This is a genomic window from Micromonospora sp. NBC_01796, from assembly GCF_035917455.1.
Taxonomy (GTDB): domain Bacteria; phylum Actinomycetota; class Actinomycetes; order Mycobacteriales; family Micromonosporaceae; genus Micromonospora_G.
On the sequence record NZ_CP109078.1, the window covers coordinates 5035384 to 5050261 of the forward strand.

General features: G+C 70.3%; 17 protein-coding genes and 1 pseudogene. 9 read left to right on the plus strand and 9 right to left on the minus strand.

What is annotated here, in order from left to right:
- The first annotated feature begins 6 nt into the window (after positions 1–6).
- Complete coding sequence (locus OIE47_RS23295) at positions 7–1161, plus strand: glycerate kinase family protein (protein ID WP_326556655.1); 1155 nt, start codon at positions 7–9, stop codon at positions 1159–1161.
- An 84-nt stretch (positions 1162–1245) separates the two neighbouring features.
- Here OIE47_RS23295 and OIE47_RS23300 read toward each other — a convergent pair whose 3' ends face one another.
- Positions 1246–2706 carry an MFS transporter gene (locus tag OIE47_RS23300; protein ID WP_326556656.1) on the minus strand — a complete coding sequence of 487 codons (1461 nt, stop codon included), beginning with the start codon at positions 2704–2706 and terminating at the stop codon, positions 1246–1248.
- 175 nt (positions 2707–2881) lie between these two features.
- Here OIE47_RS23300 and OIE47_RS23305 point away from each other — a divergent pair, with 175 nt between their 5' ends.
- The 4 genes from OIE47_RS23305 (at position 2882) to OIE47_RS23320 (ending at position 5542) form a co-directional block, all read left to right on the plus strand.
- Positions 2882–3277 carry a MarR family transcriptional regulator gene (locus tag OIE47_RS23305; RefSeq protein ID WP_326556657.1) on the plus strand — a complete coding sequence of 132 codons (396 nt, stop codon included), beginning with the start codon at positions 2882–2884 and terminating at the stop codon, positions 3275–3277.
- 111 nt (positions 3278–3388) lie between these two features.
- Positions 3389–3766, plus strand: coding sequence for an iron-sulfur cluster insertion protein ErpA (erpA, locus tag OIE47_RS23310; protein ID WP_442791981.1), 378 nt, complete (start codon positions 3389–3391; stop codon positions 3764–3766).
- Positions 3767–4044: 278 nt separating this feature from the next.
- The gene (locus OIE47_RS23315; protein ID WP_326556658.1) at positions 4045–5022 is read left to right on the plus strand and encodes a carbohydrate kinase family protein; all 978 of its coding nucleotides are present in this window, start codon (positions 4045–4047) and stop codon (positions 5020–5022) included.
- Positions 5023–5026: 4 nt separating this feature from the next.
- Positions 5027–5542 carry an AAA family ATPase gene (locus OIE47_RS23320; protein ID WP_326556659.1) on the plus strand — a complete coding sequence of 172 codons (516 nt, stop codon included), beginning with the start codon at positions 5027–5029 and terminating at the stop codon, positions 5540–5542.
- A 29-nt stretch (positions 5543–5571) separates the two neighbouring features.
- Here the strand turns inward: OIE47_RS23320 and OIE47_RS23325 are convergent, their stop codons facing one another.
- The 3 genes from OIE47_RS23325 to OIE47_RS23335 form a co-directional block, all read right to left on the minus strand.
- On the minus strand, positions 5572–6420 hold the full coding sequence (locus tag OIE47_RS23325) for an SgcJ/EcaC family oxidoreductase (protein WP_326556660.1): 849 nt from the start codon (positions 6418–6420) through the stop codon (positions 5572–5574).
- Between the two features lie 148 nt (positions 6421–6568).
- Positions 6569–6781 carry a DUF397 domain-containing protein gene (locus tag OIE47_RS23330; protein ID WP_326556661.1) on the minus strand — a complete coding sequence of 71 codons (213 nt, stop codon included), beginning with the start codon at positions 6779–6781 and terminating at the stop codon, positions 6569–6571.
- A gap of 21 nt (positions 6782–6802) precedes the next feature.
- Complete coding sequence (locus OIE47_RS23335; protein WP_326556662.1) at positions 6803–7651, minus strand: helix-turn-helix domain-containing protein; 849 nt, start codon at positions 7649–7651, stop codon at positions 6803–6805.
- 110 nt (positions 7652–7761) lie between these two features.
- Between OIE47_RS23335 and OIE47_RS23340 the strand changes: the two genes are divergently transcribed.
- Positions 7762–8085 carry a hypothetical protein gene (locus OIE47_RS23340; protein ID WP_326556663.1) on the plus strand — a complete coding sequence of 108 codons (324 nt, stop codon included), beginning with the start codon at positions 7762–7764 and terminating at the stop codon, positions 8083–8085.
- A gap of 29 nt (positions 8086–8114) precedes the next feature.
- Here the strand turns inward: OIE47_RS23340 and OIE47_RS23345 are convergent, their stop codons facing one another.
- Both OIE47_RS23345 and OIE47_RS23350 read right to left on the minus strand, forming a co-directional pair.
- Entirely contained in the window at positions 8115–8363 is a 249-nt protein-coding gene (locus OIE47_RS23345; protein ID WP_326556664.1) for a sulfurtransferase TusA family protein, read from the minus strand.
- Positions 8360–9532, minus strand: a complete 1173-nt coding sequence (locus OIE47_RS23350) for a cysteine desulfurase family protein (RefSeq protein WP_326556665.1) — start codon at positions 9530–9532, stop codon at positions 8360–8362. The genes OIE47_RS23345 and OIE47_RS23350 overlap by 4 nt, the downstream gene beginning before the upstream one ends.
- A 167-nt stretch (positions 9533–9699) precedes the next feature.
- On the opposite strand from OIE47_RS23350, the gene ctaC reads away from it, so the two are divergent.
- Together ctaC and OIE47_RS23360 are read left to right on the plus strand one after the other, a co-directional pair.
- Positions 9700–10644 carry an aa3-type cytochrome oxidase subunit II gene (gene ctaC / locus OIE47_RS23355; protein WP_326556666.1) on the plus strand — a complete coding sequence of 315 codons (945 nt, stop codon included), beginning with the start codon at positions 9700–9702 and terminating at the stop codon, positions 10642–10644.
- 8 nt (positions 10645–10652) lie between these two features.
- Entirely contained in the window at positions 10653–11078 is a 426-nt protein-coding gene (locus OIE47_RS23360) for a cytochrome c oxidase subunit 4 (RefSeq protein WP_326556667.1), read from the plus strand.
- Between the two features lie 196 nt (positions 11079–11274).
- Here OIE47_RS23360 and trpD read toward each other — a convergent pair whose 3' ends face one another.
- From trpD to OIE47_RS23375, 3 genes and pseudogenes are all read right to left on the minus strand, one after another.
- On the minus strand, positions 11275–12339 hold the full coding sequence (gene trpD, locus OIE47_RS23365) for an anthranilate phosphoribosyltransferase (RefSeq protein WP_326556668.1): 1065 nt from the start codon (positions 12337–12339) through the stop codon (positions 11275–11277).
- A gap of 92 nt (positions 12340–12431) precedes the next feature.
- Positions 12432–12842: a hypothetical protein gene (locus OIE47_RS23370; RefSeq protein ID WP_326556669.1), complete on the minus strand. Its 411-nt coding sequence runs from the start codon at positions 12840–12842 to the stop codon at positions 12432–12434.
- 373 nt (positions 12843–13215) lie between these two features.
- Positions 13216–14166, minus strand: a pseudogene (locus OIE47_RS23375) (cytochrome c oxidase assembly protein); the annotation flags it as partial.
- Between the two features lie 109 nt (positions 14167–14275).
- Here OIE47_RS23375 and ctaE point away from each other — a divergent pair.
- Positions 14276–14875, plus strand: coding sequence for an aa3-type cytochrome oxidase subunit III (gene ctaE / locus OIE47_RS23380; protein ID WP_326563208.1), 600 nt, complete (start codon positions 14276–14278; stop codon positions 14873–14875).
- The last annotated feature ends 3 nt before the right edge of the window (positions 14876–14878 follow it).

Sequence of the window (14878 nt, forward strand, 5' to 3'; positions counted from 1 at the left end):
GCCGTGATGCGGGTTCTGATCTGTCCAGACAAATTCGCCGGCACCCTCTCCGCCCCCGAGGTGGCCGCCGCGGTGATCGCCGGCTGGCACGACACCGCCCCCGGGGACCAGGCCATCGCCCGACCGCTGGCCGACGGCGGTCCGGGCTTCGTCGAGGTGCTCGCCAACGCGGTCGCCGGCCGCCGGCTGGCGGTGCCGACCGTCGATCCGCTCGGTCGCCCGGCGCAGGGCGAGATCCTCGTCACCGACCCGGACGCCGCCGGTGGCGTACCCACCGCGTACGTCGAGAGCGCGCAGGCCTGCGGCCTGCACCTGCTCACCGAGGACGAACGCGACCCGAAGACCACCACCTCGTACGGGCTCGGGCTGCTGATCGCCGCCGCGGTCGAGTCCGGGGCCCGTCGGGTGGTGATCGGGCTCGGTGGCTCGGCCACCAACGACGCCGGTGCGGGCCTGCTCGCCGCCCTCGGCGCCGCCCCGATCGACGAGCTCGGCCACGCCCTCCCGTACGGGGGTGCCGCGCTGGGCACCGCCTCGGCGCTGGCCGGCGCACCCCGCCTGCGGGAGGTGGAACTGGTCGCGGCGACGGACGTGGACAACCCGCTGACCGGCCTGCACGGCGCCTCGAACGTGTACGGACCACAGAAGGGCGCCTCCCGCGAGGACGTGTTCCTGCTCGACTCCGCCCTGGAGGTGTTCGCCGGAGTGCTGGAGCGGGAGTTGCCGACCTGCCCGCCGGACCTGGCCACCCTGCCCGGTGCCGGTGCGGCCGGTGGGCTCGGGGCGGCGATCCTCGCCCTGGGCGGTCGGTGCGAGTCGGGGATCGCCCTGGTCACCGACATGATCGGGTTGGCCGCCGCGCTGGACGAGGCGGATCTGGTGATCACCGGCGAGGGGTCGTTCGACCACCAGTCCCTGCGCGGGAAGGTGGTCGCCGGCATCGCCGGAGCGGCCCGGGACCGGGGACTGCCCTGCGTCGTGCTCGCCGGCCGGGTCAGCACCGGGCGCCGGGAGGCGGCGGCGGCCGGGGTGACCGAGGCGTACAGCCTGGTGGACCACTTCGGTGGCGAGGAACACGGTGGGGTCGAACAGGCGATGACCCGCCCGGCCGAGGGGCTGCGCGCGGTCAGCGCCCGCCTCGCCGGCCAGTGGAGCCGCTGACCGCCCGGTCCGTCCCGTAGTGAGTCTCGTAGTAAGTAAGGAAGGGCCCCTCGTCGTCGAGGGGCCCTTCCTCTCCACCGAACCTCAGCCGGCGCGGCCGATGCGTTCCAGTTCCGTACGGCTGTAGTCGGCCGGAACGTGGTCCATCCCGCTGCGGTCGACCGGGGTGCCCCGGTGCCGACCCCGCCGGTCGAGTACGCCGATCGCCGCGATCAGCAGCCCGAACACGGCGATCCCGCTGACCAGCCCGATCGCCGGGTAGAACGAGTCCGGTACGTGCCCCGGTGCCGGTGCGTCGCTGGCCAGGATCGCGGTGACCCCGGCCAGGGCGATCGCGCCGCCGATCTGGAACGAGGTCTGTACCAGCCCGGAGGCGAGACCCTGTTCCTCGTCGGCCACCCCGGAGGTGCCCTGGATGTTCAGGGTCGGGAAGGCCAGCGCGAACCCGGCGCCGAGCAGCAGCATCGTGGGCAGGATCACGCCGACGTAGTTGGCCTGCCCGTCGATCCGCAGGAACAGCAGGTACGCGGCCAGGAAGGCGACAAAACCGCCGGCCACCACCGGGGCGGTGCCGAACCGGTTGACCAGTCCACCGACCCGGGGCCCACCGAAGGCGACGATCAACCCGGCCGGCAGGAACGCCAGCGCCATCGACAGCGGCGACCAGCCGAGCACCACCTGGACGTAGAGCGTGCCGATGAACTGGAACCCGATGTAGGAACCGGTCACCGCGAGCGCGCCCAGGTTGGCCCGTACCAGGGTCCGGTTGCGCAGGATGCCGAGGCGTACCAGCGGGTGGGCGACCCGGCGCTCGATCGACACGAACGCCACGACCAGCGCCGCCACCAGGGCGAAGGACCCGAGCGTACGGGCCGACAGCCAGCCGGCATTCGGCGCTTCGACCACGGCGTACACCAGGAGCAGTAGCGCCGCGGTGGAGGTGGCCGCGCCGCCGAGGTCGTAGCCGGCACCGGCCGGGCGCTCGGTGCGGTGACGCGGGATGAGCTTGATCCCGGCGATCAGGATGACCAGCGCGATCGGTGCCGGGAGCAGGAAGGTCATCCGCCACCCGGCCTCGGTCAGCAGCCCGCCGAGGATGAGGCCCATGGAGAAGCCGCTGGCCCCGCAGGCGGTGTAGAAGCTGAGCGCCCGGTTGCGGGCCGGGCCCTCGTGGAACGTGGTGGTGATGATCGACAGGCCGGCCGGGGCGGTGAAGGCGGCGGCGACGCCCTTGACGAACCGGGTGCCGATCAGCAGGTTCGGGTCGTCGACCAGGCCGCCGAGCAGGGATGCGAGGGCGAAGACGCCGATCGCCCAGAGGAAGACCCGGCGCCGGCCGAGCAGGTCCGCGGCCCGCCCGCCGAGCAGCAGCAGGCCGCCGTAGCCGAGCACGTAGCCGCTGACGATCCACTGCAGGGCCGAGTTGGAGAGCCCGAGGTCGGCCTGGATCGAGGGCAGTGCCACGCCGACCATCGAGACGTCGAGTCCGTCGAGGAAGAGCGCGCCACAGAGTACGAGCAGGGTGCCGTACAGGCGGGCGGTCATGTGCGGCCCGCCGGTGGGGTTGTCAGGGGCGGATGCCCTTGATGGTGGCTCGCTGTCGGATTCGGTCGGAGTTGTGGGAAGTGCCATGACCAGCAACTTACTTGCGTCTGCATCTAATGCACAAGCAATAAGTGTATGAACACATTTTGCTTGAGCATCTGGTAGGATCGCGGACGTGTCCGAAGACGACCGGCTAGTAACCGAATGGCGCCAGCTCGCCAGCAGGTACGCGGCGGCTTCGTGCGCGCTCGAACGCGAGCTGCACGATCGACACGGCCTCGGCATGAGCGAGTTCGAGGTGATCGACCGGCTCGCCACCGCCGAGGCGGCCAAACTGCGCATGCAGGAGCTGGCCGAACTGGTACACCTGAGTCAGAGCGCGTTGAGCCGGGCGGTCGCCCGGCTGGAGCGCGACGGGCTGGTCTGCCGGGCGCTCTGCGAGCAGGACCGGCGCGGAGTCTTCGTCACGCTCACCGACACCGGTCGGCAGCGTCAGGAAGAGGCCCGGCCCACGCAGCGGGCGGTGCTGGAAGCGAGCCTCGGCGCGGCGGCAGTGCCGTCAGCCGGGTGACCCGCACCTCATCGACCTACAATTAGATCTGAACCACATTGGGAATGGCCGGTCAGAGGGCTAGCGTTGGCCAGTACGGACCCAAGACACCGTCGCAGGGGAGACTTTCACGTGACCACGCCAGTGCAGACCGAGTCGACTGAGTCGACCGAGGCAAAGGCCCCAAGCAGCATCGCCCTCACCGACATCGCGGCGCAGAAGGTCAAGGCCCTGATCGAGCAGGAAGGCCGCGACGACCTGCGGCTGCGGGTCGCCGTCCAGCCGGGTGGCTGCTCCGGCCTGCGTTACCAGCTCTTCTTCGACGAGCGCTCGCTCGACGGCGACGTCGTCAACGACTTCGGCGGTGTCGAGGTGGTTGTCGACCGGATGAGCGTTCCGTACCTCACCGGCGCGACGATCGACTTCGCCGACCGGATCGACGCCCAGGGCTTCACCATCGACAACCCGAACGCGCAGAACTCCTGCGCCTGCGGCGACTCGTTCCACTAGAGCCGACCGCTCGGCGGCGCGCCTCACCCGGCGCGTCCCACGAACCACCGGCGGGGCCTTCCGTGCCGCCTGCGCTGTCCAGCCCGACGTACGTCACACGTCGGGGCGGACAGTGCAGGTGGCGGGAGGCCCCGCTTTTGTCGTACCCGAAGGATTTTTCTCCTCCCGTGCCGACTCGTGACCCGGCGGTGGCCGCTAACCGACGGACCGGCGACGATCCGGTGGCCGGGCCGGTAGGCTGACTCGGCTGTACAACCGACACCGACCCGAGGGCCGACATGAAGATCGCCGTTACTGGCTCGATCGCCACCGATCACCTGATGCACTTCCCGGGCAGGTTCGCCGACCAGCTCCTCGCCGACCAGCTCGACAAGGTGTCACTCTCCTTCCTCGTCGACGACCTCGTGCTGCGCAGGGGTGGGGTGGCGGCCAACATCGCCTTCGGCATGGCCCAGCTCGGACTCCGGCCGATCCTGCTCGGCGCGGTCGGTGCCGACTTCGCCGACTACCGGTCCTGGTTGGAGCGGCACGGCGTCGACTGCGACTCGGTCCACGTCAGCGAGGTCGCGCACACCGCGCGCTTCGTCTGCACCACCGACCTCGACATGTGCCAGATCGCCTCCTTCTACGCCGGGGCGATGAGCGAGGCCCGCAACATCGAGCTGGCCCCGGTCGCCGACCGGGTCGGCGGCCTCGACCTCGTCCTGGTCAGCGCGAACGACCCGGCCGCGATGCTCCGCCACTCCGCCGAGTGCCGGGAACGCGGCTACGCCTTCGCCGCCGACCCGTCCCAGCAACTCGCCCGGATGGACGGCAGCGACGTGGTCGGCCTGATCGACGGCGCCGAATACCTCATGACCAACGAGTACGAGAAGTCCCTGCTGCAGAGCAAGGCCGGGCTGACCGACGCCCAGCTCCTGGAGCGGGTCAAGGTACGGGTCACCACCCTGGGCAAGGACGGGGTCGAGATCGCCGGCCGCGACTTCGCGACGTTCCGGGTACCGATCGCCCGCGAGATCGAGGCGACCGACCCGACCGGTGTCGGCGACGGCTTCCGGGCCGGCTTCCTCGCCGCCCTCTCCTGGGGACTGGGTCTGGAACGGGCCGCCCAGGTCGGCTCGCTGATCGCCACCCACGTGCTGGAAACCGTCGGCCCGCAGGAGTACGAGGTCCGCAGCGACCTGTTCATCAAGCGGATGGCCGAGTCGTACGGGGGCGAGGCGGCCGAGGACATCCGGCCGTACCTGAACGCCTGAGCGGATGCCCGTACCCGTGAACGGCCACCTGGTCGCGTTCGCCGGGCTGCCCGGGGTGGGCAAGAGCACCCTGGCGGCCCGGCTCGGGGCGGCACTGAATGCCCCGGTCCTGCCCGTCGACCCGATCGAGCGGGTGCTCGCCGAGCACGGCATCCCCGCCGGCCACCTCTCCTACCTCAGCGTCGCCGCCCTGGCCGAGGTCCAACTCGGCCTCGGGCTGCCGGTGATCGTCGACGCGGTCAACCCGGTGGCCTCGGCCCGTGGCCTCTGGCACGACCTGGCCGAGCGGGCCGGGGTCCCGCTGCGGGTGATCGAGGTCTGTTGCGCCGACGAGGCCGAACACCGCCGCCGGGTCGAAGAGCGCCCCGCCGCCCCCCTAGTCCCCACCTGGGAGCAGACCCTGCTCCGCCGCGCCGAGTACGAGCCCTACATAGGCCCCCGCCTGATAGTCGACACCTCCATCCCCGGCGACCCCCTCCCCGCCATCCTCACCTACCTCCAGCCCGCCTCCCTTCGTTGATCATGAAGTTAGCGACGGATTTTTCGCGCTCAGACGTCGCTAACTTCATGATCAACGGCTTTGGGGAGGGGGAGGGAGAGGTGTTGGTGGGTTAGGAGCCAGTGGCCGTTGCGGCGTTGGAAGACTCTGGTGCCGCGGGACCAGGTGTCGATGGCGGGGGCGTTGGGGGGCTCTATGCGTACGTGGTTGAGGCCCCAGGCGACGGCCAGGTCGTCGCGTACGAGGATCTTCAGGTCGGGGACCGTCCAGGTGACGGCCGTGTCGGGCGGGGCGGCGTCGAGGTTGCGCTTGCAGAGTTCGCGTACGGCGTCGATGCCCAGGTAGCGCAGCGGCTCCTCGTGCTCGTACGAGACCACGTCGTCGGCGATCGCGGCCATCATCCCGTCCAGGTCCCTCGCGGCGGTGTCGGCGAACCACCGCTCGTGCAGCTCCCGAACCTCCCGCTCGGCATCGAGATCATCGCGGGCGGGGCTGTCCGACGGGCCGTCCAGCGGGAACGAGTGGTGCTCGTGGGCGATCACCCAACGGCCGTCCTCCCGGCGCAGGCCGAAGGTCAGCCGGAGCCGGTTGGCCGGATTCGCGGCGAGATCCTGTTCGGTCCCGCAGCGCAGCAGGGCGTACGCGAAGGCAACGTCCTCGCCGGCAGTCACCTCCAACGACTCGATCTCGAACGAAGCGCCCCCGCGCTGCCACTCGAAGAAGGGCGGCCACGTATCCCGGTAGGCGTCGAGCCCGCGCACCCCCTCGTACGGTGGCGGCACGTCGAACATCACGACGTCCTTGGCGTGATCGGCGAGCACCCCGCTCAGGTCGCCGCCGTGCACCGCCTCGGCCCAGTGTTCGATCAGGGCGCGGATCTGCTCTTCGTTGGTCGACATGGGTAAGCCCAATCCCTCCGGCTTGATTACGTCCGTCAGGGACTACAACCCGCGCCAACCCGAAAACTCATCGCCGCATTCGCTCCCGGGTCTCGGGCACACCGATCTGCGGCTGCTCAGCCCTGTCAAACAGCGCCAGCAACAGGGTTCAGCAGCCGAGGATCCGGCCGGTGGTGGCGAGGAAGGCGGCCCACGCGGAGCGGTCGAAGACGAGTACGGGGCCGGACGGGTCCTTGCTGTCGCGTACGGCAACCGACCCACCGGCCGATGCGGGTTGGAACGCGCACTCGACACAGGCGCCGTTGTTGGTGCTGCGGCTGCTCTTGACCCAGTGGGCGCGGCTCAGGTCGGGGGTGGACACGAGGGGCCTCCGGGGTGGTGGCTAGGCCAGATTGGCCAACTCCCGGATCATCGCGCGTGAATCGGCGGGGGAGAGGGCGACCTGGCGCAGGTTGTCTGCCACCATGCTATAAGTCCTTACGCTGTCCGGATCCTGCACGTACATTGCCCCGTCGAGCAGCTCGGTGTAGGCGATTGGCCGCACGCGACCGAACTCCAGCACGCAGAAACTGCCGATCGCGCCGGCCGCGTGTGGGCCATCCTCGGGGCGGATCACCTGGACCGTGACGTTCGGCAGCTCGGACATGGTGACCAGGTGGGCGAGCTGGGCCCGGCGGGTCTCGTCGCCGTTGACCCGCAGGCGCAGTGCCGCCTCGCCGATCACCGCGTGCAGGGTCAGCGGCTCGTCCTCGGTCAACCGCCGGGCGCGGGTCTGGCGGAACGAGACGAAGCGCTCGGCGTGGTCGGGTCGGACGAAGCCGGTGCCGATGGTCAGCGCCTGGGCGTACTCCTCGGTCTGCAACAGTCCGGGGATCACCATGGATTCGAACACGAACGCACCCTCGGCCAGACCTTCGAGCCCGACGTAGGTCTTGAACCAGTCCGGCATCACGTTCGCCCACGGCGCCCACCAGGTCTTGGCGTCGGAGCGGGTGGCCAGCGAGGTGAGGCGTTCGATCGCCGCCTGGTCGGCGCCGCAGGCCCGCAGCACGGTCGCGATGTCGTCGGGAAACTGCTGGTAGCGACCGCTCTCCATGTGGCCGAGCTTCGGCTTGCCGATCCCGGTGGCGGTGGCCAGCTCGCTCAGGGACATCGGTACGTCGCGCCGGTAGCGGCTCAGCTCGGCACCGATCAGCCAGCGCAGCGCGGAAGGGTCGGTACGTGCGACCACGGGAGCCTCGCCTCCATGAGAATCGATACGAAGCATCATGCCGGTAGCCCTTCCGTTACGCAAGGGAGTCGACTATACGTATAGCAACACAAGATGCGTAGGAGGTTGAGATGGACGACGTCATGCCCGTACCGGTCGACACCCCGCTCGGCACGCCCGAGGAGTTCCACCAGCTCTTGCTCGAACTGGCCACCGACTACGCGCCCCGGCGCTTCGCCATCTGCGAGGAGCACGGCGATCGGATCGACGGCCGGGTGTTCGCCTGGGGCATGGCGTTCGAGGACCACGCCTGGCTCTGCGCCGACGACAGCAGCCTCGTCGGGAAGTTCGCCACCGCCGAGAACGCCGTCCGGGTCCTCTCCCGTGGCGGCCGGCGGCTGCACCTGAGCTGGATCGACGCAATCTCGGCCGGGTACCGGACCGACTCCGACTGACGGGACCGGACCGACTCCGACTGACGGGATTAGTGCAGGCGGCGGAGGTCGTAGGCGGGGGAGTCGTCGACCGAACCGGCGGCGACGAACTCCTGGCCGCGCATCCGGCACCAGGCGGGAAAGTCGATCGCGGCGGCCGGATCGTCGGCGAGGACCCGCAGGACCGCACCGACCGGCAGCTCGGGCAGGCGGCGGGCGGCGGCGATCACCGGCAGCGGGCAGCGCTGCCCGAGACAGTCCAGCACCTCGACGGGATCGGAAGAGGCGGCGGCGGTCACAGGCCCACCACCCCGGCCTCGGCCCGCAGGTCGGCGACGACCGTCGGCAGTTCGGCCAGGAACCGGTCCACCTCGGCGGCGGTGCTCTCCCGGTGCAGCGAGATCCGTACGTTGCCGTGTGACAACACTCCCATCGCCGCCAGCACGTGCGACGGTTCCAGCGTCGAGGAGGTGCAGGACGAGCCGGAGGAGACCGCGAACCCGCGCCGGTCCAGCGCGTGCAGCAGCGCCTCGCCGTCGACGTACAGGCAGGAGAAGGTGACCAGGTGCGGGAGCCGGTGGTCAGGGTCGCCGACCACCTCGACGTCCGGGACCGTCGCGGCGACGGTCGCCCGGATCCGGTCGACCAGGGCCGACAACCGGGCCGCCTCCGCGACCGCGTCGGTGGTCACCGCCCGCAGCGCCGCCGCCGCGGCCACGATCGCCGGCAGGTTCAACACCCCCGGCGTACGCCCGGCCTCCCGCTCGTCCTCCGGATAGGGCGACAGCCAGCGGGTGCCCTTGCGGACCACCAGCAGCCCGACGCCGGGCGGCCCGCCCCACTTGTGCGCGCTGGCCGACAGGACCGACCAGCCCTCCGGCAGCGCAACCCGGCCGAGCGACTGGGCCGCGTCGACGTAGAGCGGGACCCCGGCGGTGGCGCAGACCTCGGCCGCCTCGGTCACGGGCTGTAACGTACCGACCTCGTGGCTGGCACTGATCAGTGCGGCGAACGCCACACCGGGCGCGGTCACCGCCGCCGACCAGGCCGCCGGGTCGATCCGGCCCAGCCGGTCCACGGGTACGGAGACAGCCGAACCGCCGGCCGCCACGTGCCGCCCGGCCGCGTGCAGGACCGCGGAGTGTTCGATCGCCGAGTGCACCAGCGTGTTGCCCGCCCGGCGGCGCCCGGCCAACCCGCCGAGCACGGCGGCGTGCGCCGCGGTCGTACCGCTGGCGGTGAAGGAGAGCTCGTCCGGGCGTACCCCCAGGATCTGTGCGGTCGCGGCCCGCGCCGCGTCGAGCAGTTGGCGTGCCCGGCGGGCCTGCGTGTACAGCTTGGCCGGGTCGGCCCAGCCGTCGGTGAGGGCGGCGAGCAGGGCCTGGCGGGCCACCGGATGCAGTGGTGCGGCGGTGGCCGTGTCGAAGTAGACCGGCGTTACGCTCTCCGGCGGCGCTACGGGGTTCACACTGTGAACGGTAACCCGGCTCGGATCGAGCAAGATCCCCATTGGGGGACAGAGTGACCCCAGAGCCGTTCGGCCCGGCATGGTCGAGTAATCTGCGACCGTCGGTGACGCCTTTGCTGTTGGTACGGAAAACAGACACCAGCGGCGCGCTAGGGAGGCAGGACCAGGTGGTCGCAAGGGGTTCAGATGTACGGCCCACGGCCGGAAGGCGCAGCCAACGGCGTAATGCCGTCCGGCTCGCCGGGCTCGGTGTCGGTGGCGCGGCGCTGCTGACCCTGCTCACCGGCTGTGACGTCGGCGGGGCGGTCAGCGGCTTCGGTTGGCCGCAGGGCGGAATCACTCCGCAGTCGCACCGGATGTACGACCTTTGGATCGCGTCCGCGATCGCCGCGCTCGCGGTCGGCGTATTCGTGTGGGGCCTGATCTTCTGGTGCATCATCCGTTACCGCAAGCGCGGTGACTCGCTGCCCGTACAGACCCGGTTCAACATGCCGATGGAGTTCCTTTACACCATCGCGCCGGTTCTCATCGTGGCGGTGCTCTTCTACTACACCGCGATCATCCAGACCGACGTCGACCGGACGTCGAAGAACCCGGATGTGACCGTCGAGGTAGTCGCGTTCAAGTGGAACTGGCAGTTCAATTACCGCGACGGTGTCGGAGCCGACGCCAACACGGTCGCCTCCACGCTCGGCACCACCGAGGTGATCCCGATCCTGGTGCTGCCGACCGACCGGTCGATCCGGTTCGAGGAGACCAGCAAGGACGTCATCCACTCGTTCTGGGTGCCCGAGCTGCTCTTCAAGCGGGACGTCTTCCCGGGCAACGTGCGCAACGTCTTCGAGGTCACCCGGTTGACCACCGAGGGCGCGTACGTCGGCCGCTGCGCCGAGCTCTGCGGCACGTACCACTCGATGATGAACTTCGAGCTGCGCGTGGTCTCGCCGACCGAGTACGACCAGTTCCTGGCGGCGAAGAAGGCCGGTCAGTCGACGCAGGACGCGCTGAGCGCGATCGGCGAGGACCCGCTGGCCACCACGACCGAGCCGTTCAAGACCCGGCGTGACCAGAACAACTTCAACAAGACCAACGCTACCGGCGTGGGAAGCTGAGGACGGGCATGAAGTCTGAGTGGCGCCTCTTCGGCATCCTCGCGGTCTTTCTGTTCATCGTGACCTTCGTGTACGCGGGTTGGACCGATGGTCAGATGGGCCACGTCGACTGGATCGGCAGCACCGCCCTGGCGCTGTCCACCCTGCTCCTGTTGATGTGCGGTGGCTTCTTCTGGTTCGTCTCCCGGCGGATCGACCCTCGCCCGGAGGACCGGCCGGACGCGGAGATCGCGGACGGCGCCGGGGAGATCGGCTTCTTCAGCCCCGGCAGCTACTGGCCGTTCGGCCTGGCCGTCTCGGCCAGCATCGCCGGCCTCGGCCTGGTGTTCTGGCTCTGGTGGCTGATCGGCGTCGGCCTGCTCGCGGTCATCTTCTCCGCCTGCGGCCTGCTCTTCGAGTACTACTCCGGCACCCGGCGCACCGCCGAGCACTGAGCCGGTAGCCGGCAACACCGGCAACACACATCGAGCCGTCGACCGGGATCCGTCCCGGTCGACGGCTTTTTGGCATGGTCTCCGAGATGCGGCATGGTCCCCGAGATGCGGACCGGGCTGTACGCAGAGGTGCGTACAGCCCGGTGAAAGCGCTGGTAGAGCCCCTAACGGCCGGTGCGGGCCCTCGGGGTAGGGGTCAGGCTTCCTCGGACGCCTTGGCGGCCGTGGCGACCTCGATCCAACGGTCGAGGGTACGGGCGGCGGCGCCGGAGTCGATCGACTCCTCGGCGACCCGCAGCCCCTCGCGCAACGACGTCATCAGGTCGCCGCCCAGCCCACCGGCGGCAGCCAGGGCCGCTGCCGTGTTGACCAGCACCGCGTCCCGGACCGGGCCGTGCTCACCGGCGAGCAGCCGGCGGGCCGCGTCGGCGTTGAAGGTCGCGTCCCCGCCCCGCAGGTCACCCGGGGCGGAGCGGGGCAGCCCGAGGTCGGTCGAGTCGAGCACGGTCTCGGTCACCCGGCCGTCGGCGGCGACCCACACCCGGGTCGGCGCGGCGGTGCTGAACTCGTCCAGCCCATCCTCACCGCGCATGACCAGCACCGAGTCGCCACGGCCGGCGAACACGCCGGCCATCACCGGGGCCATCCGCAGGTCGAAGCAGCCGACCGCGGCGGCGGTGGGGCGGCCCGGGTTGGTCAGCGGACCGAGGAAGTTGAAGGCGGTCGGCACGCCGAGTTCACGGCGCGGAACCGAGGCGTGTCGAAAGCCGGGGTGGAACCGGGCGGCGAAACAGAAGCCGATCCCGACCTCGGTGACGCAGCGTGCCACCCCGGCCGGGCTGAGGTCGAGCGGGATGCCGAGGAATTCGAGCAGGTCGGCGGCACCGCACGAGGAGGAGGCGGCCCGGTTGCCGTGCTTGACCACGCGTACGCCGGCCCCGGCCACCACCATCGCGGTCATGGTCGAGATGTTGACCGTGTGCGCCCGGTCGCCGCCGGTGCCGACCACGTCGACCGCGCCGGCCCGGATCTCGTCCGGCAGGTCCACCGGCACCGCGCTGGTGAGCATCGCCTCAACCAGACCGGCCAGCTCGGCGGTGGTCTCACCCTTGGCCCGCAGCGCCATCGCGAACCCGGCGATCTGGACCGGGGTGGCCGACCCGGACATGATCTCGCCCATCGCCCAGGCCGTGTCGGCGGTGGACAGTTCCTCGGCGCGCAGCAGCGCGGCGAGCAGGTTCGACCAGGTCCGTTCGCCCACGGTGGGCCTCCCGAGCGGGGGTTGGGATACGGGCTGTGGCGCAGGTTCCCCAGTGGGCTCGACCGCGTCGGGCGCGGTCGGCCGGTCCAGCGTCAGGCCGCGCTGCTCGCCCCGCTCGCGCGTACGCGCAGCAGGTCGGCGACGGTCCGGCCGGTGGTCACCGGGTCGAGCGGGTGCACCAGGGTCGCGTCGACCTGGGCGTACGCGGCCAGCCAGCGGTCCGCCGCGCGGGCGATCACCACACAGGTGGGCGGCGAGTCCTCACGGTCGTCCTTGATCTGCCGGGCGATGCCGATGCCGCCGGCCGGGGTCGCCTCACCGTCGAGCAGCATCAGGTCGATCTCGTAGGTGTCGACCAGCCGGACGCACTCCGCGTAGGTGGAGGCGTCGACGAACTCGACCGAGAGGTCACTGGCCGGACGGGTGCCCACGGCGGAGCGCATCCGGTCCCGGACCTGCGGGTCGTCGCTGTACAGCAGGACGGTGTAAAGACGTTCGGTCATCGGTCCCAGGGCTCCCAGGTCGTAGCTGCCCGCTGATCGTACCGGTCGCCGCCGGGGGGGCCGGTTCCACCCGTGGACCGGGGCCGGGGCCGCCCGGATGGCGGGACCGGGCGATCGACGTCCCGCCCCGCCCGCGACTCGCGGCCGGTCCGGTGCCACCTCCGGCCGGTCGGGCCGGGGTACGGACTCAGCCGGCCGCCCCGCCGGACACGCTCGAAGCCGAGGCACTGCCGGACGGGGTCGGGACGCTGCCGGACGGGGTCGGGACGCTGCCGGACGGGGTCGGGGCGCTGCCGGACGGGGGCGGGACGGGCGGGTCGGCATCGTCGGGGCCGACGGGGTCGAGCGTGGCGCTGGAGGAGGCCCCAGCGGCGGAGACGGTGGCAGCGGCGAGGTCGCGGGCCTCCTGGCGGTCGAGCTCACGGTCGACCCGGCGGGCCTCCCGCTCCGACTGGCGCATCCACTGGAGCACCAGAACCGCGATCATTGTCACGCTGACGAACTCGCCACCGGCCCACAGGATGCCCCCGGCGACCTTCTGGTCGGCCCACGGGTCGGACCAGTCGAGGGCGAGCGAGGGGTACCAGTCGCCGCCGAAGAGGGTGGAACTCTGCATCACGGTGAGCCCCAGCACGGTGTGGAACGGCACCGAGAGCAGCATCAGCAGCGCCCGCCCCGGGTACGGCCAGCGTCCCGGCAGCGGGTCCAGCCCGACCAGCGGCCAGAAGAACAGGCAGCCGGTGAGGATGAAGTGGGCGTGGATCAGCTCGTGCGCCCACGCGTGTTCGAGCGTGAAGCGGTAGAGGTCCGTGAAATAGAGCACGAACGGGTTCACCACGAACAGGCCGAAGGCGAACAGCGGAAAGGCGAGCACCCGGGCCACCCGGCTGTGCACCACCGCGAGCAGTCGGCGACGCGGCGCGCCGGTGAGCGTACGCAGAGCGAGGGTCATCGGCGCGCCGAGCGCGAGGAAGATCGGCGCGACCATGGACAGGACCATGTGCTGGACCATGTGTACGGACAGCAGCGACGTGTCGTACGCGTGCAGTCCGCTGACCGTCACCGCCGCTATCGAGCCGAGTCCGGGGCCGATGAACAGCACCGTCCGGGAGACCGGCCAGTGGTCGCCACGTACCCGCAGCCGGTGCACCCCGTACAGGTAGAGGCCGGTGGCGAGCACCAGGCCGACCGCCAACCAGCTGTCCAGCCTGGTCTGGGTGAAGATCGCGGAGACGGTGAACGGGGGCGGACCGGAAACCTCGGCCGACGCCAGGGTCGGCGTCAAGGTCGAGGTGAGGGTGTGAATCGGATCGACGCGCAGCACGTTTTTCAGGCTAGGCCAGTCGAAGCGGGCAAGGTTAGCTACCCCGGAACTCGTGCCGGTTTTGCCACCCCGAGGATCGCGGGTGCTGATCGGGGGCAATAATGACCGCGTGACAGCGGCCCCAGCCATTGACAAGAGCCGGATCCACTCTCTGACGCGTCCGAACATGGTCAGCGTCGGGACGATCGTGTGGCTCTCCAGCGAACTGATGTTCTTCGCGGCGCTCTTCGCGATGTACTTCTCGATCCGTGCGGCTGCGCCGGATCAGTGGGAGAAGCACACCGAGGTGCTCAAGGTCCCGTACGCGACGACGTTCACGGTGATCCTGGTGTTGTCCTCGGTCACCTGCCAGCTCGGCGTCTTCGCCGCGGAGCGGGGTGACGTGCACGCGCTGCGGCGCTGGTTCACGCTCACCTTCGTGATGGGCCTGATCTTCGTGCTTGGTCAGCTCAACGAGTACCGCAGCCTGGTACACGAGGGCGTCAAGATCAACGCAGACGGCTACGGATCGATGTTCTATCTGACCACCGGCTTCCACGGCCTGCACGTCACCGGTGGTCTGATCGCGTTCATCATCTTCATGATGCGCACCACCATGGGTCGGTTCACCCCGGCTCAGGCCACCTCGGCGATCGTCGTGTCGTACTACTGGCACTTCGTCGACGTTGTGTGGATTGCGCTGTACGGCATGATCTACTGGCTTCAGTGATCA